Here is a 23,808-nt window from a genome sequence, read left to right as displayed (position 1 = left end):
GAAATCAGTTGCGTTCGAATTATCTGTGTGAGGAACCAAGAATGTCAGGCCATGTCGCAATTTTAGGGGGCGGTGCCTGGGGCTCTGCCCTGGCCTGTGTTGCACGCCGGGCGGGTCATCCGGTCCATGTCTGGGTCCGCGACGCCGAAACAGCGGCTTGTATTCAAGACGGGTCAAACCCCATCCGCCTGCCAGGTATCCCCCTGGCGCGCGGCATTACCGCCGGAACAGACTTGGCCTTTGCCGTGTCGGGTGCAGACTGTATCCTAATCGCGGTCCCCGCCCAGGCCCTGCGATCCGTCGCCCGGGCAGTCGCCGCCCATGTGCCTTCAGGCATGCCCATTGCGATTTGTGCAAAAGGTGTGGAACGCAAAAGCCTGAAGCGTATGTCGGAAGTCCTGGCGGAAGAAATTCCTGCTGCGCGGGCCTGTATTTTCTCTGGACCGACCTTCGCCGGAGAGGTCGCAAAGGGATTGCCCACGGCGATAACACTGGCGGCACAGGATCTTAAAGCCGCTGAAATTATCCAGACCGCCGTTGGATCCGGCAGCCTGCGCGCCTATCTGTCGGACGACCCGATAGGCGCGGAAATCGGTGGTGCCGTGAAGAACGTCGTCGCCGTTGCAGCGGGGATCGCGACCGGGCGCGGCCTGGGGGAAAATGCCCGCGCTGCCCTGGTCAGTCGGGGCCTGGCGGAAATGATGCGCCTGGCCGTGGCCGAAGGAGGACGGGCGGAAACCGTCATGGGCCTGTCCGGCGCCGGGGACTTAATCTTAACCGCGATGAGTGCAACATCCCGGAACACTTCTTTTGGCATCGCGCTGGGGGAAGGCCGGTCCGCGCAATCAACCCTGTCCCAGCGCAGCGCCGTGACCGAAGGATACTGGACAGCCCAGGCCGTTGTTGCCCTGGCAGCGCGTGCGGGCATTGAAATGCCCATCGCCCAGGCCGTCAATTCAATCCTTGGGGGCGATGTCGACATTGACGAAGCGATTGGAAAATTACTGGAACGCCCCGTCACTGTTGAATTCTGATGTTACAGCATCATGCACTCGTATGAGTTCACACATAATGGTTCTACCAAAAGCCCTATTCAGCCGGGACGCCAGGTTTATCCCCAGATACCACGTCTTCCCTGTTTTCAGGTGTTTGGGTGCGTTTGGACCGGCGGCTTAAATTGTCGCGCATTTGCAGCCAGCAGGGTGTGACAACCAGGGTCAACAATGTCGCAAAGGCGAGACCAAATACAATCGCCGTAGACAATTGCACCCACCACTGTGTTGACGGTGCCCCATGCGACACATGACGGGTTACAAAGTCAATATTGACCTGCATTGTCATAGGCAACAGTCCCAGGATCGTCGTCACCGTTGTCAGCATCACTGGCCTTAGGCGCTGTGCCCCGGTCCGCAGTATCGCATCCCGCACCGTGGCGGACGATTTCTTCAATTGATCAAATGTATCAATCAACACGATGTTGTTATTCACGACAATCCCAGCCAGGGCGATGACGCCAATTCCACTCATAACGATGCCAAAGGGCTGGGAAATAACCATCAGGCCGATCAGAACCCCAGCAGTCGACATGATGACTGCAAACAGGATCAGGAAGGCTGAAAAGAAGCTGTTGAACTGGGTCACAAGAATGATCGCCATCAGGAACAGCGCGACGGCAAAGGCCTTGACCAGGAAGTCCTGAGCCTCCTGCTGTTCTTTGTCCTCACCCTTGAATTCCACAAAGACCCCATCTTTCAGGGGGCGTGATTCAAACCACTCCCGCAAATCCTTCACAATTGTATCGGGCAACAGTCCTTCCGCCACATCTGCACGGACGAACCCAATGCGGGATCCATCAACACGGCGCAGAATACCGGTATTGGGCTGGGCCGTGCGCGTAACAAAATTCCCAGCAGGAATGCGCCCGGACTCCGTCGTCACACGCAACCGGTCCAACTGATCTATGGACCGGAACTGCTCCGGGAACCGGGCGACAATATCGACCTCTTCATCGCTGTCATCAGGGCGATAATCAGAAATCTTCAGGCCATTTGTCACCAGTTCAATAAAGCTTCCCAGAACACCGATACTGGCGCCAAACTTCGATGCCTGCGCCCGATCAACCTTGTATTCCCATTGGATACCCGGAATGGGCCTTGAATCTTCGATATCGGTCAGCCCGTCGATACTGTCCAGTTTTTCGCGAACCTGTATGACAGCTTCATCCAACAGGTCAATATTCCGGGCCGTTAATTGAATCTGGATTGGTTTCCCGACCGGAGGACCGGATTCCTCTTCACGGACCTCAACAATAATTCCAGCCAGATCGGCGGTGCGCTCGCGAATATCTGCCTTGATATCCGCCGCCGGGCGCCGCAACTCCCAGTCCTTAAATTCAATCGATATCTTACCGATGACGTCTTCTGCTTCGTCATCCCGAACCGGAAAATTGCCGCTGGATACATAAACAGATTTAAACTCGCCCGTTTCGGCTCCCAAGGCCAGAACCCGATTCTCAACCTGGCGGGTCAAGGCATCTTTCTCGTCAACAGCAAGATTGCCCCGGGCATGTACATTCACAATCATCAGTTTCGGTTCAATTTCCGGGAAGAACTCAACGCCATGGCCTTTGACCTGATAGAGTGCAACCGTCCCCACCAGCGTGCCTGCCGCTAACAACAGCACCAGCCAGGGTGCCCGCAGACAGAGGGACAGGACAGAAACGTAAACACCCGTCAAACCGCCGACCTTGCTGGGATCCATGGTCTGGTCAACATCGCTGTCGTCAAAATTTGAAGGGCCGGCCAGCGCCTGAGCCTTTTCCGGGTCCCCTTCGACACGTTCCAGCAGTCGCCCGACAACACCGCCTAACCAATACCCCAGAACAACCCCCAGCACAGCACCAACCAAACCCAGAACGGGCGCGATTGGGGTATTTGGTCCCATTATTTCAATGGCTATGTCAGAGACGATCCCAAATCCCACCACAGCCAGCGCGAGGGTCATCACCACACGCACCACCACGGCCAGATTGGCCCCAAGGACGGGTACGAAAATTAATGCCATCGCCAGCGACGCCGTTAATGTTGCAATCAACGTAATGGGCAGGAACTTCATGAACTCGCCGACTACACCGGGCCAGAACAACAGGGGAAGAAAGGCCGCCAAGGTAGTCGCCGTGGACGAGATAATGGGCCAGGCCATCCGTTTTGCCGCCATGCCGTAAGCGGTCTGCTTGGGGACGCCTTCCGTTAGTTTCCGATCCGCAAATTCTGTGACCACAATCGCGCCATCAACCAGCATCCCGACGGCGAGGATCAGCGCGAACAATACGACCACATTGACCGTCAGCCCCATAATGGAAAGGGCCATGACCCCGGCCAGAAATGATCCCGGAATAGCCAATCCAACCAACAGGCCACCACGCACACCCAGCGCGCCGACAACCACAATCATCACCAGCAAGATCGCAGATAAAACATTGTTCTGCAGATCCGTCAGCATGGTTCGGATGTCTTCGGATTTGTCATTGGAATAGCCAACGGTCAGACCGTGCGGCCAATACGGGCGTTCCTGCTCAACAATTTCCTGCACGGCGGCAATCGTCTCAATGATGTTTTCCCCCGTGCGCTTCACGACTTCCAGGCCCAGGGCCGGATTGCCATTGACCCGCGCAAAGGTGGTGGGATCCTTGAAACTGCGGCGAACCTGCGCAACATCGCGGACCCGAACGATGGCGTCCCCACTGTTCACGATAGGCAGGTCCAGAATGTCATCGGCAGATTCAAACAGACCCGGCACCTTAATGGCAAAGCGCCCGCTGCCGGTATCCAGCGCACCCGCGGCAACCAGACGATTTGACGCCCCGACCCGGGCCAAAAGATCTTCAGGTTCCAGGCCATAGCTTTCCACCAGTACAGGGTCTATCAGAACCTCGACAACCTCTTCACGCTCTCCCGTGATGTTGACTTCCAGAACGGTTTCCAGGCCTTCAAGCCGATCCTGCATGTCCCGTGCAATCCGCAACAACATGCGTTCCGGCAAATCACCCGATAAGGTGACGACCAGCACGGGAAACAGACTTAAGTTAACTTCATTGACGGTGGGATCATCTGTATCTTCCGGCAGATCGGGACGCACCAGATCCACCTTATCGCGCACATCGCTAAGCGCCGTATCAGAATCAAATCCTGCTTCGAATTCCAAAAGAACGTTGGCCCCACCTTCATATGCGGTGGAGCGCATTTCCTTTGATCCCTCAATCCCGCGCAATTCCTGTTCCATGGGGCGCACCAGCAGGCGTTCTGCATCTTCCGGCGAAATCCCCTCGTGATGCATGGAGACATAGATGATCGGGATATTGACGTCTGGATCAGATTCTTTCGGGATGGTGATATAGGATATTGCGCCGGCAACCAGAATGAATGCCAGAAGCCCCAGAACGGTCCGGGAATGTGACAGGGCGGCGCCGATAATGCTCACGAACGATCTCCCGTCGTGTCGCCGACACTGACCGCCGGGGCGGGATTGGCCGGTGAGCTGGGATCTGTTGAAAGATCATCCGCCTCTACCGCCTTCACCTTAACACCGGGCGCGACAAATGCCTGTCCAACAGTGATCAGTGTCACCTGTTGCGGCAGTCCATCGATCCACATGCCATCGGCCGTATCCTCAACAATGTCGATTGGATAGAAAATGACCCGGCTTTCCGCATCAATGGCCTTAACGCCTACCGTACCCTGATCATCCAATGTCAGCAGCGCTGGGGAGATCAGATGTGCCATAACCTGCTGCGCGGGTAACCTGACTTTTGCCGTCACACCGTCCCGCAGGACAGCATTTTCATTCTCAACTTCCAATTCCACTTCGAATGTCCGGGTAGCATTATCCGCCGTTGTCGCGATCCGGCTGACGATTCCGGTCAGGCTTTCATGTGACACCAGGTCAATCGGCGCAACGACCCCCATTTCAATGCGACTGATTTCTCGCTCGGACACCTGAATGGTTACAACGATGGGGTCAAAATCAACAATCCGCGCGATTTCATCGCCCCGCTGAACATAGTCCCCAACCTCAACTGCCCGGGATTCAATGATCCCATCGAACGGGGCTTCCAGCGTGGTGCGCGCCAAGTCCACCCGGATTTCCTCCAGTGCTGCCTTCGCAGAAGACAAGTTGGCCTCAGCTTCCGACCGGGCCGATTCTGTTTGGAACCCTTTGCCTGCCAATTTCTTTGCCGCGTCATATTCAATCGTGCGCTGGCGCACCAGGGCCTCTGCCTTGTTCAACTGGGCATACCGATCACTGGGCGCCAGTTTCACCACCAAAGCACCCTTATCCAGGCGGCTGCTGACTTCCGCCCCAATTTCTATCACACGACCTTCTGTTTCCGCACGCAATACAGCGCGCCGATCCACTTCAGTCCGACCGGTATAGGTCAGGATCGCCCGATGCGGCACAGCTGATGAATCCTTGATACGAACCGACGGCAGCTCCTTTGGAGCAGAGTCTGCCGGAGCGTCCGCCGCGGCATTCTGCGCCTCGGTCGTGCCCTGGGCGCTGGCGAATGGGTCATTTTCCATCTGCCCTGAATAAATCCAAGCCACCGACAGGACCGCCAAAGCCACTGCTATGATCAAAGAGGGTTTCAATCGCACCTTCATCGGTCTTCCTTTGTCAGGTCCAGGAACCACAGCCAAACGCTATGGTTCCCAATTCAGGGTCACTGTTATTCCGCCGCAGATGACAGGGGAGATTTTGCGTATCCCGCCACTGCTATGAACGCCTCTCTATTGGCAACCAGATAGTCCAAGGAAGCCTGATATACGGCCATCCCAAATCCCAACACCAGACTGCGCCCCATCGTCTTTTCAAACTGCGTGCCACATTCCGCCATATGATCCAGTTTTTCCCGGTAATAGGCGATGCGGGCATCAATCACGCGGGCAATCCAGTCTGGGCTCTGCCAGTCTGCAAAAAACAATACGAAAAGCAGGTCAGATTTGATCTTATCCTCGCTGGGAATCTTTTCGCGCATCGCCGCTTCCAAATGGGACCACCCGGCATCCGTGATGTGATACACCTTCTTGGCCGGTCGCTTTTCCTGCTGATGGGCCGTGCAGGTCACAAGGCCTTCCTTGGTTAATTTCGTCAACGCGGGATAGATCGAGCCGAAACCCCCTTCTGCAAAGTGACTGAAGGGTCCCTCTTCAAAAGATTTCCGGATTTCATATCCGCTGGCATCCCCCAACATCAGGACGCCTAGACAGGTGGTTTTAATATCCATCATTCCCCGTGTGCTGAGCGCACGATTCTTTCCCAAACGCAGTATCGCCTTCGGGCAGAAGGGAAATATCCCATCTCAATTTCTATATCAAGTAAAAATATATCAAATTGATATATAGCGGATTAGGGTGTGCCTTCAGTTCTCTTTGGCTTCTTCAATCCAGGGAATTGCTGCTATGGGCACGCCCTCCTCAACCAGCTCTTGGGCTTCTTCACCGGTCGTTTCGCCATAGATCCCGCGTTGTTCGGTTTCGCCATAGTGAATTTTCCGGGCTTCTTCGGCAAAGCGGGTCCCCACATTTTCGTGGGTGCTTTCAATTTTTTCCCGGAATTCGCGTAACGTTTCCCGGGTTTTGCGCATGACTTCCGCCTGAGCCGACGATTGCGTTTTGCCTGAAGAAATATTCGGGCGGCTCAACGCCTTTTCAATCTTATGGCTGCCACAGACCGGGCATTCGATATCCTTGGCGGCATTCTGTGACTCGAAAGCGCCAGAATCCTTGAACCAGCCTTCAAATTCATGATCTTTCTGACACCGTAGCGTAAAACAAATCATCGTTTCGACCATTTCTCTATCAACGCCTCTTTGGGCAACGCCTCTTTGGGCAACGCCTCTTTGGGCATAAGATATGATTTGGCCCCGAACGCCACCGCTTGCAAGAAAAATTCCAACTATGGGAGCCCCCATGTCAGACCATTTAGTAACGAAACATGCCGGATTTCAGGACCCAAGCCCCTGGATTATGCGCTGGGCGGATTTGGCCCCGACGGGCATGTCCGTTCTTGACCTGGCCTGTGGGGGCGGACGTCATGGCAGGCTGTTCTTGGACCGTGGATTTCCTGTGACCTTTCTGGATCGAGATATCAGTGCGGTTTCCGATCTAACCGATCAGGCCGGGGCGACATGCCTTCAGGTTGACCTGGAAACAGGCGCGCCCTTCCCCTTAAGGGCACACAGTTTCGGGACCGTGGTTGTGACCTGCTATCTGCATCGCCCTATTCTGCCCGATATCTTAGACACGGTCGCAGCCGGTGGCATTTTGTTGTACGAAACTTTCGCCCAGGGCAACCAGGCCTATGGCCACCCGGCGCGCGAATCCTATTTGCTAGCGGAGGGTGAATTGCTGGATGCCGTGCGACAGAAATTCACGGTGCGCGCCTACGAACATGGTTATGACGCCATACCAAAGCCTGGCATTCGCCAACGCATCTGTGCAATCCGGAAATCTTAAGGTTTCAGCTTGTATCCGGTGGCCAGCAGGCGGGCCGCGATTGAATAGAGAACCAGGAACAGCCCGGCCGTCACTGCGGCGCTGAGCCAGGGATCTGATTCCAAGCGTCCGGTTGCGGACCAGCGAAAGCCATCCACCAGATAGTAAATCGGATTAATCTGAAAAACGGATCGCCAGGGTCCTTCCGGCACAGCGCTGAGCGGGAAGAACGTGCCGCTGAGAAAAATCAACGGCAGAACGACGAAGGTTTCCTTGCCAGAGAATGAATCCCATTTCTTGGAGAAGACAGCGCCAATCAGGCCCAGCATGGAAAAAATACCGCCTGCGATGCACAGAAAATACACCGCTGCCAATGGATGGACAGGCAGGCGCAGCCCGAACAAGGACATAACCAGCCAAATGAAAAGGCCTATGGAGACCGAAACCGCAATTGCTGTCGCCAGATAGGCGGTCAAAATCTCCATCGGTGTCAGGGGGGCCCCCAGGATATCCTGCAGCCCGCCGCTTTCCAATTTGTCGAACATGATGGAATAGCCTGTGGTTTCCAGCGCCCGCTGCATAACGGCAGAAATCACCAATCCGGCCCCCAGAAATTCCAGGAAATTCCATCCATCCACCGCCATACCCTGTTCCCCGGCGGCCAGGGAAAAGACCGTAGCGAACAATGCGGCCTGAATAGCGGGCCCCACCAGTGCCATACCAAACCAGCGCAATTCGCGAATTGCCTCGCGTCGCATCAGGCCAAGCAAGCCCACCCAATTGACCCGCCCGAAATGACGCGGCCGGGGAATGGCCCCAAAAATGGACGCAACACGCGCCACTGGGTCGGATGAAGGTGCAGACATGCCCGCGTTGCTTTCGTTAATTTTTCAGCTTGTAGCCGGTTGCAACCATCCGCCAGGCAATCAGCGCCAGGACCAAATTTATGCTGAACATAACCAGCATGCCCAACCATGTCGGTGCATCCGCCACGCCAATCATGCCGCTGCGAAACCCGTCGATCATATAGAAGAACGGATTGAAATACGCGATGGTGTGAAATGGCTCGGGCAGTCGCTCAATCGAATAAAAGGTGCCGCTTAAGAATGCGAATGGGGTGATGACGAAATTGGTGATCGCCGCCATATGATCGAACTTATCCGCCCAAATCCCACCGATGATCCCGATCAGGCTGAGCATCAGGGACGCGGAAACCGCGTGATAGGCGACCAGTCCCCAATTGGCGACATGAAAGGGCACGAAAATCCACATGAACAATCCGGTCGTCATCCCAACAAGCAGGCCCCGGGAAACCCCGGCCAGCGCATAGGCTGACACCATCTCTATGGAATTGATCGGCGGCATCAAGACATCGACAATGTTCCCTTGAACCTTGGATATGACCAAAGAGGAAGATGTATTGGCGAAAGAATTCTGAACCATCGCCATGACAATCAGACCGGGTGCCAGAAACACGGGGAACAGGACGCCCCGAACCATCTCAACAGCATGCCCCAGCGCCAGGGAGAAAATTGCCAGAAACAGCAAAGTCGTCACGACCGGCGCGGCAATCGTCTGGGTCGCGACATTCAGAAAACGCCGCACTTCCTTCATATACAGACTTTGCCAGCCAATCCAATTGACGCGCCCAAAGCTGCGGGGTCCCAGATGTCGGCCAGCCTTTGATGTACCGCCCTGGGATACGCCAGACTGTTCCGGCGTATTCGACGCAGCATTCGGGGTTATCTCGCGAGTCAAACTCATGGACAGGCCATCCTGTATCGGTTTCTAGGAAGTGTGCTAGAACCTAATACCCCACCCCTGAAACACAAGCCCCCTGTTGGCACAACCCCCTGAAGAGCGGGATCTAAACCGCTACAACGCCGCTTTCGTCGGCCAACAGATCGAAGGATGCGGCCATCAGGGCCTTGGTATAGGCGTCCTTGGGCTGATCAAAGATTTGTGCGGATGGGCCGGATTCTACGACCTTTCCATCGCGCATCACAATGACCGTATCGGCCATCGCACGCACGACTTTCAAATCATGGCTGATGAACAGATAGGCCAGCTTGTGTTTGCGTTGAAGGTCACGCAACAGATCGACGATCTGTGCCTGAACCGACATATCCAGGGCCGATGTCGGTTCGTCCAGAACCATGAAACGGGGCCGCAGAATCAAGGCCCGGGCGATGGCGATGCGCTGGCGCTGGCCACCGGAAAATTCATGGGGATAGCGATGGCGGCTTTCAGGGTCCAACCCGACCTCTTTCAGCACATCAACGACCATCGCATCGCGGTTTTGGGCATTTTCACCGATTTTATGAACTTCCAACCCTTCGGCGATGATTTCACCCACCGACATGCGGGGGCTTAGACTGCCATAGGGATCCTGGAACACCACCTGCATGCGGCGGCGCAGGCCCCGCAGGGCGCGGCCATCCACAGCCTCAATAGGCACCCCCTCAAAGGCAATCCCGCCTTGAGACGAAATCAGGCGCAACAGCGCCATTGCCAGGGTTGTCTTGCCCGACCCGCTTTCCCCCACAACGCCAACCGTTTGACCTTCATGGACTGTGACATCGATGCCATCTACGGCCTTGATATGGGACACGGTGCGCCGCATCAGCCCTTTCTTGATCGGGAACCAGACCTTGACCCCATCGCCTTTCAGGATCAGCGGCGCGCCTGGCGCAACGGGTTCTTTCTTCCCCGTTGGTTGGGCTGCCAACAGCGCCTGTGTGTAAGCATGCTGCGGGGACTGGAACAGGGCGGTGGTATTGCCGGTCTCCACAATCTCCCCCTGTTGCATGACGCAAACCCGGTCGGCGATGCTTCGCACGATCCCCAGATCGTGGGTGATGAACAGCATCGCCATGCCGGTTTCCTGTTGCAGGTCCTTCAACAGTTTCAGGATCTGCGCCTGGATTGTGACATCCAGCGCGGTCGTCGGTTCATCGGCGATTAACAGGTCTGGCTCATTCGCAAGCGCCATGGCGATCATCACCCGCTGGCGCTGCCCGCCTGATAATTCATGAGGATAGGCACTCAGCCGGCTTTCAGCATCGCGTATCCCAACCTTTTCCAGCAGTTCAAGCACCCGCGGGCGAGCCTTCGCCCGGTTATAGCCCTTGTGAATGATCAGTGCTTCGGAAACTTGCTTTTCCACGGTATGCAACGGATTCAGGCTGGTCATCGGTTCTTGGAAGATCATTGCGATGGCATTGCCCCGGACCTTGCGCAATTCGGGTTCCGCCGCGCCCAGCAGGTCCTTGCCCTTAAACAGAATGCGACCATTGGGATGGCTGGCGGCTGGATAGGACAGCAATTGCAGGATCGACAGCGCGGTTACAGATTTCCCGGACCCGCTTTCCCCCACCAAAGCCAGCGTTTCCCCCTTGTGAATGGAAAACCCAACATGACGCACAGCCTCTATCGTGCCACCTGGGACCTGAAACGCGACAGAAAGGTCTTCGACTGTCAAAAGCGGCTGAGCCTGAGTGTCGTCGGTAGGGGTCATGGCTGTGCCTGTTTCTATTTAGCTGTTTTAGTATCAGTTTTCCGGGGATCGAAGGCGTCGCGCACACCCTCCCCGATGAATACCAGCAAGGTCAACATGATCCCGATGGTAAAGAAGCCCGTCAAGGCCAACCAGGGCGCCTGCAGGTTTTCCTTACCCTGCTTCATAAGCTCCCCCAGGGATGCCGATCCCGGCGGCAGGCCAAATCCCAGAAAATCCAAGGCCGTCAGGGTCGTCACCGACCCCGTCGTGATGAAGGGCAAAAAGGTGATGGTCGCCACCATGGCATTGGGCAAAATATGGCGCAGCATGATGGTTCGATTGCCAACGCCCAACGCCTTTGACGCACGCACATAGTCAAGATTGCGCGCTCGCAGCGTTTCCGCCCGCACCAAGCCGACCAGCGCCGGCCAGGAAAACAGCATCATCAGCAATAACAGCCACCAGAAATTCGGCTCCACAATAGAGGCCAGGATGATCAACAGATACAGGGTCGGCAGGCTGCTCCAAATCTCAATCCCGCGCTGGCCCAACAGATCAATCAATCCACCGAAATAGCCCTGGATCAGGCCTATCGCGATCCCGATCACGGAACTGACCGCCGTCAAGGCCAGACCAAACAGAACTGAAATGCGAAAACCATAGATCAGGCGAGCAACAACATCGCGGGCTTCGTCATCGGTACCCAGCCAATGATTGGAATCCGGTGCCGTCGGCGCAGGGCCGGTCAGATCATAGGCCGGCGTATTGTTGCCATAGGGAATCAAGGGCATCAGATACCATCCCTTTTCCCGGATCAGGTCCTGCACTGCGGGATCGGTATAGACCGCCTCGGACTCAAAAAAACCGCCATAGGTGGTCTCTGGCACCTGCTGCACAATGGGGACGTAAAAGCTGCCATCATAATAGACCAGAATGGGTTTATTGTTGGCGATCACATCCGCAAATAATGAAAAGACAAAAAGCACGAGAAACAGGATCATCGACCAAAAGGCCCGCCTGTTATTCTTGAAATGATCGATACGCCTGCGGGTGATGGGCGACACCCGCATACCCAGAAAACTATAGCGGGGGATGGTGTCTGCTTGCGGGGAACCAGTGGCCTGTGACACAGATCAACCCTCCCGCTTTTCAAAGTCTATGCGGGGGTCCACCGCGACATACATCAAGTCACCGACCAGCCCCATGATCAGGCCCAGCAGGGTAAACATATACAATGTGGCGAACATGACCGGATAATCCCGGTTGATCGCCGCTTCAAAACCAAGGGCCCCCAACCCATCCAGGGAGAAAATAACCTCAATCAGCAAAGAGGAGGTAAACAGGATGGAAATGAAGGCTGCGGGAAATCCCGCAATAACGATCAGCATCGCGTTGCGGAAGACATGACCGTACAGAATGCGTCCTTCGTCCAGACCCTTCTGGCGCGCGGTGATGACATATTGCTTGTTTATTTCTTCCAGAAAAGAATTCTTGGTCAGCATTGCCAGCGTGGTGAAGGCCCCGACAATCATGGCCGTCAATGGCAGGGCCAGATGCCAGAAATAATCAACAATTTTGCCCCACAGAGTCAGGTCGTCAAAATTCTCTGAAACAAGACCCCGCAGCGGGAACCAATCAAAATACTGCCCCCCCGCGAACAGGATGATCAACAAGACGGCGAACAGGAAATTGGGGATGGCATATCCAGCGAACAGAACCGCGGATGTCCATGCATCAAACTGGCTGCCTTCCCGGATGGCCTTGCGGATCCCTAACGGAATCGCAACCAGATAGGTGATGATCGTGGTCCACAGCCCCAATGAAATTGAAACCGGCATTTTGTCCAGAATCAGATCGATCACCGTGCGATCGGTAAAGTAACTGGTGCCGAAATCAAACTGCAGATAATTCACAATCATCGTGAAAAAGCGCTCGTACCAGGGCTTGTCAAAGCCGAACTGAGCCTCCAATTGCGCCAGGAATTCCGGCGGCAAGCCCCTGGATGCGCGGGTTTGATTGTCCCCGCTGGTGGCTGCACTGTTTTCAGATCCGCCTGCCAGATCCCCAGCCCCACCAGAGACACGCTGTAGGGCACCGGGAGCATTCCCCTTCAGTTGAGAGATGATCTGATCGATCGGGCCGCCGGGTGCTGCCTGAATAACGGCAAAATTCAACAGCATGATCACGAACAGGGTCGGGATGACCAAAAGCAATCGGCGCAGGATGTACGCGTACATATGGGTTAATCCCTAATCAACGTGATCACGACCAAGCAGATCATCGCGGTTCACTTACGCCCGTTGCGTTCAAGGGCCGCATCCAGGTCCGCATCAACCCACCAGAAATTAGGGGATGTTCCCTGCATTGGCGTTTTCTCCGGAAAGCCGAACCGGTTCCAATAGGCAATTCGGTCGACCTTGCTGTGAAACATGGGAATAACATAAAAATTCCACAACAAAACACGATCCAACGCATGCGTCCGCGCCACCAGCACATCCCGGCTGGGGGATGCGATCAGCTCTTCAATCAAGGTGTCAATTGCGGGGTTCTTGATCCCGGCTGTGTTGCGACTGCCTTGTCGATCCGCCGCTGCGCTGCTCCAGAATTCACGCTGTTCATTGCCGGGTGAATGAGACTGCCCCCAGCTGCCGATGATCATATCAAAATCGAAACTATCCACCCGCGACTGATACTGGGCTGCATCGACGACACGAATGGAAACCTTGCCGCCCAGTCGTTCGACACCGCGTACCAATGACTGGGTATGGGGGGTGAACAGGTCCTGATTCAACAGTACTTCGAATTCAAATGGCGCGCCTGTAGACGTTTGCGTCAGGACACCATCCTTGATGTCCCATCCTGCTTCTTTCAGCAGTTCAAGGGCTGTGCGCAATTGCTGGCGGCTGTTCCCGGACCCATCAGTGACGGGCGGCTGATAATCTTCCGTAAACACACGTGGCGGCAACTGATCGCGCAACGGCTCCAGGACCTTCAATTCTTCCGGTCCAGGCAATCCCGTCGCTTCCAGATCAGAATTCTCAAAATAGCTGTCGGTACGGGTATACGCGCCATACATGATGGTCTTATTGACCCATTCGAAATCCCACAGATAGGTCAGTGCCTCACGTACTTTGACATCAGAGAAAATAGACTTGCGGGTATTCATGACAAAGCCCTGCATGCCGGTCCCGCGTTCATGGGTAAATTCACGCTTGATCAGGCGACCATCTTTTACCGCAGGCACATCATAGGCAGTCGCCCAGAACTTCGATGAATTCTCTGACCGCCAATCTATAGTGCCTGACTTCAGCGCCTCCAGCATAACCGTTCGGTCGCGAAAATACTCGTATCGGATGGTATCAAAATTGTTCTGCCCAACATTCACCGGCAGATCCTTGCCCCAATAATCCGGCACACGCTCTATCGCAATGGATTGACCGGGGCGCACCGCGCTAATTTTATACGGACCGGACCCCAAAGGCGGCTCCAAGGTGGTTTTATCAAACTCTCTATCTTTCCAGTAATGTTCGGGCAGAACAGGCAACTGGCCCAGGATCACCGGCATTTCCACATTCTCGCCAGGCACCATGTGAAACTGTACAGTCAAGTCATCCAGGGCTGTGACTTCTTCAACATTGGCATAGTAATAGCGATACAGCGGGCTGCCCTTCTCCCGCAGTGTATTGAATGTCCATATTACATCGCTGGCGCGAACCGGAACCCCATCATGGAACCGCGCGGCATCGCGCAATTTGAACCGGACATCGGTGATCACACCTTGTGCATCACTCTCCACCTCAATCCACTCTGCCAGCAGGCCATATTCACTGTTGGGTTCGTCCATGCTGGTCGTCATCAGGGTATCGTATATGGCGGAACTGCCCGCCCCAGGATTGCCCTTAATGATGAAGGGGTTCAGGGAATCAAATGTGTCTGGCACACCAAACACCACCGTCCCGCCCTTGGCCGCATCCGGATTTACATAGTCAAAATGCTTAAAATCTCCGGGATACTTAATCTGGCTGTGAATTGCCCAACCATGGGAACGGACGACCTCTTGTGCATGTCCGACCGACGGTCCAAAAGCATATCCAATTAGAAAAAAGGCGAAACAAGCATGTTTCAGGGTACACAGCATATATCCAAAGTCTCCCGGTGCTGCCGTTATTCAATCCGACTTAGGACATTAATGTGGCGCAGATCATCAAAAGCGCAAGCGTTGCGGCGCGAATACCTTAGAATTGCCTTGCAGTGGACACTATCAGGGCAAAAACGCCCGCAAGGCCGCGTCCCGCAACTGTGTGCCAGATGCCGCGATGACGCTGCCGTCTGAATCAATGGTTAGTGGCTGTCCGTTCCAATCTGTCATCGTCCCCCCCGCGCCGACAATCACCGGCACAAGGGCGCAGTAATCATAGGGTTTCAACCCGGTTTCAATGACCAGATCTATCGATCCAGACGCGATCAGCGCGAACGCATAGCAATCAGCACTGAATCGGGTCAAAGCCACCGCATCTTTCACTGCCAAGAAACCGTCCTCATTAGGGCCGTTCAGAAAGAAGTCGGCATCTGTCGTATAGAATATGGCCTTATCAAGATCAGATTTCTTGGATGTTTGAACAGCCGCGCCATTATAGGTCGTGGGATAGCCCAGGGCCCCGATCCAGCGTTCTTCCTGAATTGGCTGATCAATAACGCCCAATATAGGCACACCATCGACGCAACAGGCGATCAGAGTGCCAAACAACGGCATGCCGGAAATGAAGGCCTTGGTACCATCAATTGGATCCAGAACCCACACGGCAGGCCCATCCAACCGGGTGGAGCCATATTCCTCCCCCAGAATTCCGTGGTCTGGAAAGGTTCTTTCGATTTCTGCGCGCATCGCCGCTTCAATTGAGCGATCCGCGATCGTGACGGGACTGTCATCCGCCTTGGAAACAATATCCAATGGCGTGCGAAAATACTGCTGTGCAATCGGCCGGGCGATATCTGCCAATCGATGTGCAAGGGCAATCCATTCTTCAGGGCAGCGTTCCATGTTTTCGATACCAGTCACGGTTTTCCCTCATCAAAGCCGATAGCAGTCGGGTAAAAAAACGGGCGGCGAAGGATGCCTCGCCGCCCGTATGATTCTCAGCAACACCGACCGCTTACGGCAGGGGGGCTGGATTTGTACTCAAAGTCCGCAGATAGGCGATCAGATTTGCGCGATCTTCGTCTTTCCGAACACCACGGAAGCTCATCTTCGTGCCCGGCGCATAATCCGTCGGGGCATAAAGGAAATGGTTCAGCGCATCATAATCCCACTCCCCATCGAGTGCCTGGAAAGCAGCGGAGTAACTAAAATCGACGCTGGCTTTCTTGCGCATCACAACATCATAAAGATCCGGGCCGACCTTGCTGCCGGCGCCTTCTTCAAAATTGTGACAGGCGACGCATTTCTTTGCGACTTTTTCACCATCAGCAATATCGGCAGATGCCAACATTGGCAAAATGTCGCCAGGTCCTGCAGGCTCAGCCGGTTCTGCGGCCGCCGCCACCTCCGTGCCCGTTGTCGGCTCCGCGATCACAAAGGCCTGGCCTTCGACGCCTTCCGGCAATTCCACATGATACAATGACTCCGCTAAAATCCCGGAAACCATGGCCAACAGGCCAGCCGTCAGGACTGCTGCGGAAATCTTGTTGATGAAAAGCGCATCTTGTTTCATTGATGATCCCCGATAATTGCCGACATTCGCCGACCTGTATCTGCGTTTATCGTCTAACCCCACACACTTTAACCACAGTGCCCGTACAGTCTAGCCCAAACCAGTCTCGTGATGAGATTGCCAAGTCTGGGGAGCGATATATCCTGTCCGAACCCGATAATCAACGGTACCAATAAGCGGCGCGTCGTCGCAGTATTCAAATCACCCAGTTTTTGTGTTCCAGGAACCTGATTCCATGTCAAATAATCCAATTGTTCTGATCCCCGCGCGCCTGGCGTCGACCCGTCTGCCAAACAAGCCCTTGGCCGATATCGGCGGAAAGCCAATGATTGTGCAGTGCATAGAACGTGCGCTGGAAGCTGATTTGGGGCCAGTCGCCGTCGCTGCGGGTGACCCGGAAATATATGATGCGGTACAGGCGGCCGGCTATACCGCCATCCTGACCGATCCCGCCCATCCTTCAGGGTCTGACCGGATATATGAGGCGGTTTGCCGCCTTGATCCGGATGGGCAGCATGATGTTATCATAAATGTACAGGGTGACCTGCCAACATTGGATCCGGTATCGATTCGCGCCGCAATGGCTCCGATTCAGCAATCGGAGGGGGTGGATATCGCGACCATCGCAGCCGTCATCGACCGGGAGGAAGAGCGATCCAATCCTAATGTTGTGAAAGTCATTGCCGGTTTCCCAGAGGTTTCAGATCTGGATTTTACAATCGCCCGGGCGCTGAGCTTCACCCGTGCGATGGCCCCGTGGGGGGATGGTCCGCTGTATCACCATATTGGCTTATACGCATTTCGCCGCCCGGCCCTGGCCAGATTCGTGGGATTACCACCCGGTATTCTGGAGCAACGCGAGCGTTTGGAGCAATTGCGTGCCCTGGAGGCTGGGATGCGAATTGATGTCGCCCTGGTGAGAACGGTGCCCCTGGGCGTGGACACATCAGACGATCTGGAACGCGCGCGGGCCATTCTGATGAAAAACAACCTGAACCCCTGACAAAACACGTTGCCGTACCCACCCGAATCACGGTCCTGTTGCGTCAGTTATTCTAAAAAACAGATACTATGAGTTCACTGAACCGGCGGAGAGTGATGAAAAAGACGGATAAGTCACAATCCATGTTGTCTCGTAGCAGAATACCGCTAAGGGTCGCATTCGCAGGTGTCTGCCTTTCCGGGCTAGTGGGATGCGTTGGCGGGAATATGGGTATTTCCAGCGACCGGGGCCCAACCGCGGGTGTTCAAGCGGTATCGCCCAGCGACCGTACCGCCGTGGCACCAGAGGGGGAGCTGCCCCCTAACGTTTTGACAATCCCCGATCTTCCGGTCCCGCCCGGCTCTCAAGTTGTACTGACGGATACGGTTATTGTTGGCGATGACCTGTCCTGGACTGGGCAGGTTGTTTTGGTCGGCGATGCCAGCCAACCAGTCCAGATTGTCGAGTTCATGCGCCAGAACATGCCGCAATACGGCTGGGTCGAAACCGCGATCGTACGATCACGACGCACTTCGATCACCTATGTTAAGGGGGATCGATTCGCCACTGTTCGCATTTTGCCGCTGACCAGTGGGGTTGAAGTGGATGTGGTCGTGGCCCCGGCGGGACGCACCGCGGAAAAAACAACGACCGGATCACAGGGCTTTATCTCCCAGCCCCAACCACCATCACCACAACAGCGCACAACACCCGGCCCGGTTATCCTGACCCAATAGCCACCATTGCATTGCCGCAATACAGATCGCGCCACTGGCCCGGAGACAGGCCGTTGGTGGCGCGGAATTGTCTGGTAAAATGGCTTTGATCGGCGAATCCCGCAGCCGCAGCGACTTGCGCCAATGGCAGAGCATCCCGCATCAGGTCCTTGGCAACCTCCAGGCGGCGTTGAATGAGGAACCGATACGGACTGGTGCCAAAGCGCCGCTTAAACATCCGCGCCAGGGTGAAACGGTCTAAACCACTGTCTCTTTCGACCTGTGCCATGCGGTGGGACTGTGTCGGCGCGTCACTCAGCCGGTCATGCAGGCGCTGAACAATCACCGCTTCTATTTGTGATGACTTGGAAGCGCGAAACCGCCGCATATTATCGCTGTTTTGAAATAAGGCGCCCGCCAGCGCCACCATGGCATCCACCGCCGCGAAATCCTTCGCCGCCCGATCCGGAGTATCGGCAAGGGTTAACATCTCCAGCACCGCCAACCGTAGAGCGGGATCTTGCGTCACAGCCTGTTTGTTGAATGGTAACCAGTCTACGCCATGCGCTGCGGCGATATCCTGGGGGGACACGACAAATGACCGGTACCCGAACGCCGTATTGTCGCCGGAACGTCCGTCATGCAATTCATCTGGATGTATGACGAAGATATCCCCTGGCATCGCGTGCCACGTTTCACGACGGTATTCGAAACTCTGGACACCAATTTCCGTGCATCCAATCGTATACGTATCATGGCGATGTGGGGAGAATGCAACGTCCTGGAAATAGGCATGCGTCCATTGCAGGCTGCCATATCCAAATCCCGTCTTAATCCAACTTTTCTCCGCTCGCGCCACGTCGCACCCGCTGCACAATTGTTCAAGACGCCCTTTCCGAAATAGGCCATGAATACTGTGCACTGCAATGGGAAATGACAAATGTTATCAGATCTGATCAGCCTGTGGCTGGCCGCCATACCGTTAATGCTCAGTCCGGGACCGGCTGTTTTGGGGGTGTCTGCCATGGCATCGGCCTATGGATTGCGGGCGGCAGTCCCCTATTGGGTGGGTATTGTTATTGGCACAGTGTCGGTCCTTCTGATCGTCGTGCTGGGCATCACCAGCGTTTTCTTCGCCATACCAGGCGTCAAACCAGCTTTGGTAGGGCTTGCCGCGATTTACATTCTCTACCTGGCCTATCGGATTGCCACAGCACCGGTTGCCAGTCTGAAACGTGACACAGAAAGTCGCCCCAAATTCACAGCCGGATTTATCATCGCTGTCGCCAACCCCAAAGCCTTCGCCGTGTTTGGGGCGTTATGCGCCAGTCACACCATCGTGCCGACACAGCCGGTACTGGATGGGGGGCTGAAATTTATCGCCTTATTGATCATGGCGGCAATCGCCAGTGGTTCCTGGCTGTTATTCGGATCCCTGCTGGCAAGATATCTGCAAAATCCAACCCTCAGCCGGGTCGTAAATATTTTCTTTGCCCTGCTATTGGTCCTGTCTGTGCTGAAAGCATTAAGCAGTTTTATCTGACTGCCCACGATGGGCGCGTCGCAGCCCCAGGCCTGCGGCAACGGCCAGGATGGCAGAGGTGGCAAAGAAATACAGACCCGGCGCGACTTCAACCTCTGCCACCCAACTGGATTTCAGTGTCACAACGACGACAGCCAGGACCAGCACATCCAACATCGTCCATTTCCCAATAGCATCCAGAAACGCAATGCCCCGGCGTGCGGCAATGCCGGATCCTTCGGTGAACCGCCACAGGCCATAACCGATGATCAGTTTTGCCGGGGGCAGGACCAGCGTGAAAATCAAGACCAGAACGCCAATTGCCGTTTCATCCTGCTGAAACAACCCGCTGACGATCCCGATCAGGGACACATCATTCTGGAACATGAACAATTCCGTGACATGCAGGACGGGCAGCGTCACACCAGCACCCCATAATCCCAGCGCCAGAATGAACCCAAACCCCGTCAACCGATCCATACCTGATGCATGTTTATGTAATGGCACCGCCGTCTCCCAGCCTCATTTCGCAATTCGAAATGGAGTTCTGTTTACGGTTAGAATGCGCCTGCGACAAGAAGGGGTTTGTGAGCCTGCGGCGAGTGCGATAGAAGCGCGACATTCAAGTCGTGATTTATGAAGGATATGCCGCTATGTCGATACTGGAACCATTGCCTTTAGACATCGCCGAATCGAAAATCCTGCTGCTGGAGGGTATTTCCGAACGCGCAGTTGATCATTTCACTGGCTTTGGATTTCGCAAGGTTGAACGGTTGACCAAGGCATTGACCGGCGATGCGCTGTCAGAGGCGCTGGCCGATGATGTGCGGATTCTGGGTATTCGGTCCCGCAGTCAGGTGACGGAAGAAATCCTCAGCAAGGCGGAAAAGCTTCGGGTTGTCGGCTGTTTTTCTGTCGGGACCAATCAAATTGACCTGGATGCGGCGCAGCGGCGCGGCATTCCAGTATTCAACGCGCCGTTTTCAAACACCCGCAGCGTAGCTGAACTGACCCTGGCGGAAAGCGTCATGCTGTTGCGCCGGACCTTTCCACGCTCCACCGCCGCTCACGCCGGAACCTGGGATAAGTCCGCGACGGGCAGTATGGAATTGCGCGGCAAGACATTGGGCATCGTCGGATATGGCAATATCGGGACACAGTTGGCGGTTCTGGCCGAAGCCATGGCGATGCAGGTGATCTATTACGATCACACCGACAAGTTAAGTCACGGTAACGCCCATCCGATGGAAAGCCTGGATGCCCTGTTGGAAAAGGCCGATATCGTTTCATTGCATGTCCCGGAAACGCCCCAGACCAAGGATATGATCGGGGCGGCGCAGTTTGCGAAGATGAAGCCAGGCAGTTATTTCATCAACAATGCGCGTGGCACGGTCGTGGATCTGAATGCCCTGGCCGACGCCCTGAAATCCGGCCATTTGGCAGGCGCAGCGGTTGACGTATTCCCGGTCGAACCCCCTTCCAATGCAGAACCCTTCACCTCCCCCCTGCAGGGCCTGGATAATGTTATCCTGACTCCGCATGTTGGCGGGTCCACACTGGAAGCGCAGGAGCGGATCGGAGAGGAAGTTTCCCGGAAACTGTCAGAATATGCGAATAATGGCTCAACCGTCGGGGCGGTTAACTTCCCACAGGTCCAATTGCCGCCGCGCAAGGACGTTACCCGCTTCATTCAGGTTCAGCGCAATCTGCCGGGTGAACTGCGCCGTCTGAACGATGTTTTCGCCAATCGGAATGTGAACATCGCCGCCCAGCATTATCAGACCGAAGGGGAAATCGGTTATGTCGTGCTGGATGCGGAAGGACGGGTCGCCGATGCAATGGACATTGTTGCGGAAATCAAAACCCTGCCAGGAACCTTGCGCGCACGGGTGCTGCGGTAAAGCGCCTGCTATCCAAGTTTTTTAGAGCCGGGAAAGCTTTGCGTGAACAACCATGCCCGGAATTCTTCCGCCGGCATCGGCTTTGCGATCGCATAGCCCTGGACAAAATCGCATCCAAGGTCGCGCAGAAGCGTGACGACCTTTTCGTCTTCCGCCCCTTCTGCCACCGTCTGGATGTTGCGCGATCGACACATGGCAATTGAGGCCGATACGATTCCCTGGGATTCCTCTGATTCCAATAGATCCGTGATAAAGCACTGATCGATCTTGATCGTATTAACGTCGATCCGCTTGAATTGTTGCAGCGACGAATATCCCGTTCCAAAATCATCAATCGCTATTTTATAGCCAATTGCTCTGAGATCTTCCAGGGCACGGCTTGTCGCCTCGAAATCCTTGACCAAACCTGTTTCTGTCAGCTCAAGTTCCAACCCGTTAAACGCGCTGCCAAGGCGCTTTGGCAATGAATGGAGAATATCCAGGATCTCTTCATCCACCAGATCATCGGCGGCAAGATTCACCGACATATCAATCGGTATCCCCACCTTTCGCCAGTGCTCCAGTTCCTGAACGGTCTGACTGAGCACCCATTTGGTGACGCCACTGATCAGGCCTGACTTTTCCGCCAAAGGAATGAAACGATCTGGCGGCACATAGCCATGCTTGGGACTGTTCCAGCGGATCAGCGCCTCGGCGCTATAGATCATGTTATCCTGAAGGGACTGTTTAGGCTGATAATGCATCGACAGGCATCCACCCTGATCAAGATCCTTATACAGATCATCCATCAGGGAAAGATTGCTTTGGCGTTGCAGTAAATCAGCCGCGTCAAACGTTGCACCCCCATGAATTTCAGTTGCCGCCTTTTCACAGGCAAAAAGCGCCTTATCGAAAGGGGCCTGTTGATTCAGGTCATTGCTCTCAACCTCTGCGACCCCGATTGCCGGACGCACCGGAAGCCGCACATTGTTGATCCGGATATAGCGCGGAATGGCCTTGGCAAGAGCCGACAAGAAATCAGCGCCTTCCAGCAATGATCCGGGACGAACAACGCCAATCGCCGTGGAACTGATATGTAAGACCGTTGCCGTGTCATCGAGCAATCGTTCCTGAAAATTTGTAAATACCTGAATCGCCGACGCCTTGGCCGTCATAAACCCAAAGACTGCCTGGATGTCAGAGTAATTGCGGATGCTGATGACACAGACAATATATTTTTCAGGCACTTTTTTATAAGGTGCCGCATGGATACTGAATTTGCTGGCATATTGCAGGCCGGTCGACTCATCAATCTCTGCCAGGCCTTTGACGCGTTTGTTCTCGGCGTTCAATAGCGCCGCTACGATGCCAACAAATGTGCCAATCGAAACATAGAAGGCGCACCGTATGATCCAATTCTCGGTCGTTTGCGGCAGGCCCCGTGCCACATCCAATGGCATATACGGCCCCAGAAGTAGAGCCGCAATCAATCCCACCAGAATACCGCCTGGCATATTGAAAATCATACCCGCCAGGGCAATTGGCATCATCATCAGATAGGGCCACACAAATTGCGTTCCCCCACCGATGAAAACGACATGGGTGGAAATCCCCAAAACCAATATGATGGATAGAATTGCGATAATTTGTCCACCGGGCCCGACATTCGGATGCATTTGAAGTCTGGCCATTGTGGAAAATGACCGTGGATGTCGAATCGTCATCTGCGTCTTTCATGAAGAAATAATCGATGTGAAAATGCAGGGTTCGATCATTCGATTTTTACTATATCAGAAATAAAAAATATTAATATTTTAATATTCATTTTACATGATCTAAAAATAACTTAAATTGCTTATGTGTTGATATTGTTCATCTTTATTTTTTACATTAACCTTTTTTTGCTAATGTTTTTATACCGAAAGCCACATATTACGGCGCTGAACATTGATAAAGTAATGTCAATGTTCAGCGCCGGTGAGAATAATCCTGTGGCCTGTATTGG

At 54.6% G+C, this 23,808-nt stretch carries 21 protein-coding genes; 6 read left to right on the top strand and 15 right to left on the bottom strand.

Features of this window, described 5'->3' with window-relative positions; all coding sequences use genetic code 11:
• The first annotated feature begins 41 nt into the window (after positions 1 to 41).
• On the top strand, positions 42 to 1,034 hold the full coding sequence (locus ACOSDM_RS19305) for an NAD(P)H-dependent glycerol-3-phosphate dehydrogenase (protein ID WP_420726177.1): 993 nt from the start codon (positions 42 to 44) through the stop codon (positions 1,032 to 1,034).
• A gap of 55 nt (positions 1,035 to 1,089) precedes the next feature.
• On the opposite strand, the gene ACOSDM_RS19300 is transcribed toward ACOSDM_RS19305, so the two are convergent.
• The 4 genes from ACOSDM_RS19300 to ACOSDM_RS19285 form a co-directional block, all read right to left on the bottom strand.
• Entirely contained in the window at positions 1,090 to 4,479 is a 3,390-nt protein-coding gene (locus ACOSDM_RS19300; RefSeq protein WP_420726176.1) for an efflux RND transporter permease subunit, read from the bottom strand.
• Positions 4,476 to 5,660, bottom strand: a complete 1,185-nt coding sequence (locus ACOSDM_RS19295) for an efflux RND transporter periplasmic adaptor subunit (protein ID WP_420726175.1) — start codon at positions 5,658 to 5,660, stop codon at positions 4,476 to 4,478. Before ACOSDM_RS19295 ends, ACOSDM_RS19300 begins: the two co-directional genes overlap by 4 nt.
• A gap of 65 nt (positions 5,661 to 5,725) precedes the next feature.
• Positions 5,726 to 6,286, bottom strand: coding sequence for a PadR family transcriptional regulator (locus tag ACOSDM_RS19290; protein ID WP_420726174.1), 561 nt, complete (start codon positions 6,284 to 6,286; stop codon positions 5,726 to 5,728).
• A 132-nt stretch (positions 6,287 to 6,418) separates the two neighbouring features.
• Complete coding sequence (locus ACOSDM_RS19285) at positions 6,419 to 6,850, bottom strand: DUF1178 family protein (RefSeq protein ID WP_420726173.1); 432 nt, start codon at positions 6,848 to 6,850, stop codon at positions 6,419 to 6,421.
• A 118-nt stretch (positions 6,851 to 6,968) separates the two neighbouring features.
• On the opposite strand from ACOSDM_RS19285, the gene ACOSDM_RS19280 reads away from it, so the two are divergent.
• Positions 6,969 to 7,514 (top strand): class I SAM-dependent methyltransferase, encoded by a 546-nt coding sequence (locus ACOSDM_RS19280; RefSeq protein ID WP_420726172.1) that lies wholly within the window; start codon positions 6,969 to 6,971, stop codon positions 7,512 to 7,514.
• Here the strand turns inward: ACOSDM_RS19280 and ACOSDM_RS19275 are convergent.
• The 8 genes from ACOSDM_RS19275 to ACOSDM_RS19240 form a co-directional block, all read right to left on the bottom strand.
• Entirely contained in the window at positions 7,511 to 8,359 is an 849-nt protein-coding gene (locus ACOSDM_RS19275) for an ABC transporter permease (protein ID WP_420726171.1), read from the bottom strand. The two genes, ACOSDM_RS19280 and ACOSDM_RS19275, sit on opposite strands and share 4 nt — an antisense overlap.
• A 16-nt stretch (positions 8,360 to 8,375) precedes the next feature.
• Entirely contained in the window at positions 8,376 to 9,257 is an 882-nt protein-coding gene (locus ACOSDM_RS19270) for an ABC transporter permease (protein WP_420726170.1), read from the bottom strand.
• A gap of 103 nt (positions 9,258 to 9,360) precedes the next feature.
• On the bottom strand, positions 9,361 to 11,010 hold the full coding sequence (locus ACOSDM_RS19265) for an ABC transporter ATP-binding protein (RefSeq protein ID WP_420726169.1): 1,650 nt from the start codon (positions 11,008 to 11,010) through the stop codon (positions 9,361 to 9,363).
• 14 nt (positions 11,011 to 11,024) lie between these two features.
• Entirely contained in the window at positions 11,025 to 12,062 is a 1,038-nt protein-coding gene (locus ACOSDM_RS19260; protein ID WP_420726197.1) for an ABC transporter permease, read from the bottom strand.
• A gap of 63 nt (positions 12,063 to 12,125) precedes the next feature.
• Positions 12,126 to 13,229, bottom strand: a complete 1,104-nt coding sequence (locus tag ACOSDM_RS19255; RefSeq protein ID WP_420726168.1) for a microcin C ABC transporter permease YejB — start codon at positions 13,227 to 13,229, stop codon at positions 12,126 to 12,128.
• 50 nt (positions 13,230 to 13,279) lie between these two features.
• Positions 13,280 to 15,130 carry an extracellular solute-binding protein gene (locus tag ACOSDM_RS19250; RefSeq protein WP_420726167.1) on the bottom strand — a complete coding sequence of 617 codons (1,851 nt, stop codon included), beginning with the start codon at positions 15,128 to 15,130 and terminating at the stop codon, positions 13,280 to 13,282.
• A gap of 123 nt (positions 15,131 to 15,253) precedes the next feature.
• Entirely contained in the window at positions 15,254 to 16,051 is a 798-nt protein-coding gene (hisN, locus tag ACOSDM_RS19245; RefSeq protein WP_420726166.1) for a histidinol-phosphatase, read from the bottom strand.
• Between the two features lie 94 nt (positions 16,052 to 16,145).
• Positions 16,146 to 16,703 (bottom strand): c-type cytochrome, encoded by a 558-nt coding sequence (locus ACOSDM_RS19240; RefSeq protein ID WP_420726165.1) that lies wholly within the window; start codon positions 16,701 to 16,703, stop codon positions 16,146 to 16,148.
• 235 nt (positions 16,704 to 16,938) lie between these two features.
• On the opposite strand from ACOSDM_RS19240, the gene ACOSDM_RS19235 reads away from it, so the two are divergent.
• Both ACOSDM_RS19235 and ACOSDM_RS19230 read left to right on the top strand, forming a co-directional pair.
• Positions 16,939 to 17,706 carry a 3-deoxy-manno-octulosonate cytidylyltransferase gene (locus ACOSDM_RS19235; RefSeq protein ID WP_420726164.1) on the top strand — a complete coding sequence of 256 codons (768 nt, stop codon included), beginning with the start codon at positions 16,939 to 16,941 and terminating at the stop codon, positions 17,704 to 17,706.
• Positions 17,707 to 17,912: 206 nt separating this feature from the next.
• Positions 17,913 to 18,422: a hypothetical protein gene (locus ACOSDM_RS19230; protein ID WP_420726163.1), complete on the top strand. Its 510-nt coding sequence runs from the start codon at positions 17,913 to 17,915 to the stop codon at positions 18,420 to 18,422.
• On the opposite strand, the gene ACOSDM_RS19225 is transcribed toward ACOSDM_RS19230, so the two are convergent.
• The gene (locus ACOSDM_RS19225; protein WP_420726162.1) at positions 18,406 to 19,260 is read right to left on the bottom strand and encodes an AraC family transcriptional regulator; all 855 of its coding nucleotides are present in this window, start codon (positions 19,258 to 19,260) and stop codon (positions 18,406 to 18,408) included. The two genes, ACOSDM_RS19230 and ACOSDM_RS19225, sit on opposite strands and share 17 nt — an antisense overlap.
• A gap of 81 nt (positions 19,261 to 19,341) precedes the next feature.
• Here ACOSDM_RS19225 and ACOSDM_RS19220 point away from each other — a divergent pair, with 81 nt between their 5' ends.
• A complete protein-coding gene (locus ACOSDM_RS19220) occupies positions 19,342 to 19,944 on the top strand; it encodes a LysE family translocator (protein ID WP_420726161.1) in 603 nt (200 codons plus the stop codon).
• Here the strand turns inward: ACOSDM_RS19220 and ACOSDM_RS19215 are convergent.
• Positions 19,927 to 20,430: a paraquat-inducible protein A gene (locus ACOSDM_RS19215; RefSeq protein ID WP_420726160.1), complete on the bottom strand. Its 504-nt coding sequence runs from the start codon at positions 20,428 to 20,430 to the stop codon at positions 19,927 to 19,929. The two genes, ACOSDM_RS19220 and ACOSDM_RS19215, sit on opposite strands and share 18 nt — an antisense overlap.
• A 146-nt stretch (positions 20,431 to 20,576) precedes the next feature.
• Between ACOSDM_RS19215 and serA the strand changes: the two genes are divergently transcribed.
• The gene (gene serA, locus ACOSDM_RS19210; RefSeq protein ID WP_420726159.1) at positions 20,577 to 21,824 is read left to right on the top strand and encodes a phosphoglycerate dehydrogenase; all 1,248 of its coding nucleotides are present in this window, start codon (positions 20,577 to 20,579) and stop codon (positions 21,822 to 21,824) included.
• A gap of 8 nt (positions 21,825 to 21,832) precedes the next feature.
• Here serA and ACOSDM_RS19205 read toward each other — a convergent pair whose 3' ends face one another.
• Positions 21,833 to 23,494, bottom strand: a complete 1,662-nt coding sequence (locus tag ACOSDM_RS19205) for an EAL domain-containing protein (protein ID WP_420726158.1) — start codon at positions 23,492 to 23,494, stop codon at positions 21,833 to 21,835.
• Positions 23,495 to 23,808 lie beyond the last annotated feature (314 nt).

Source organism: Hwanghaeella sp. LZ110 (genome assembly GCF_048892525.1).
GTDB lineage: Bacteria > Pseudomonadota > Alphaproteobacteria > UBA8366 > Aestuariispiraceae > Pacificispira.
This window is presented reverse-complemented; position numbering and strand designations above follow the sequence as displayed.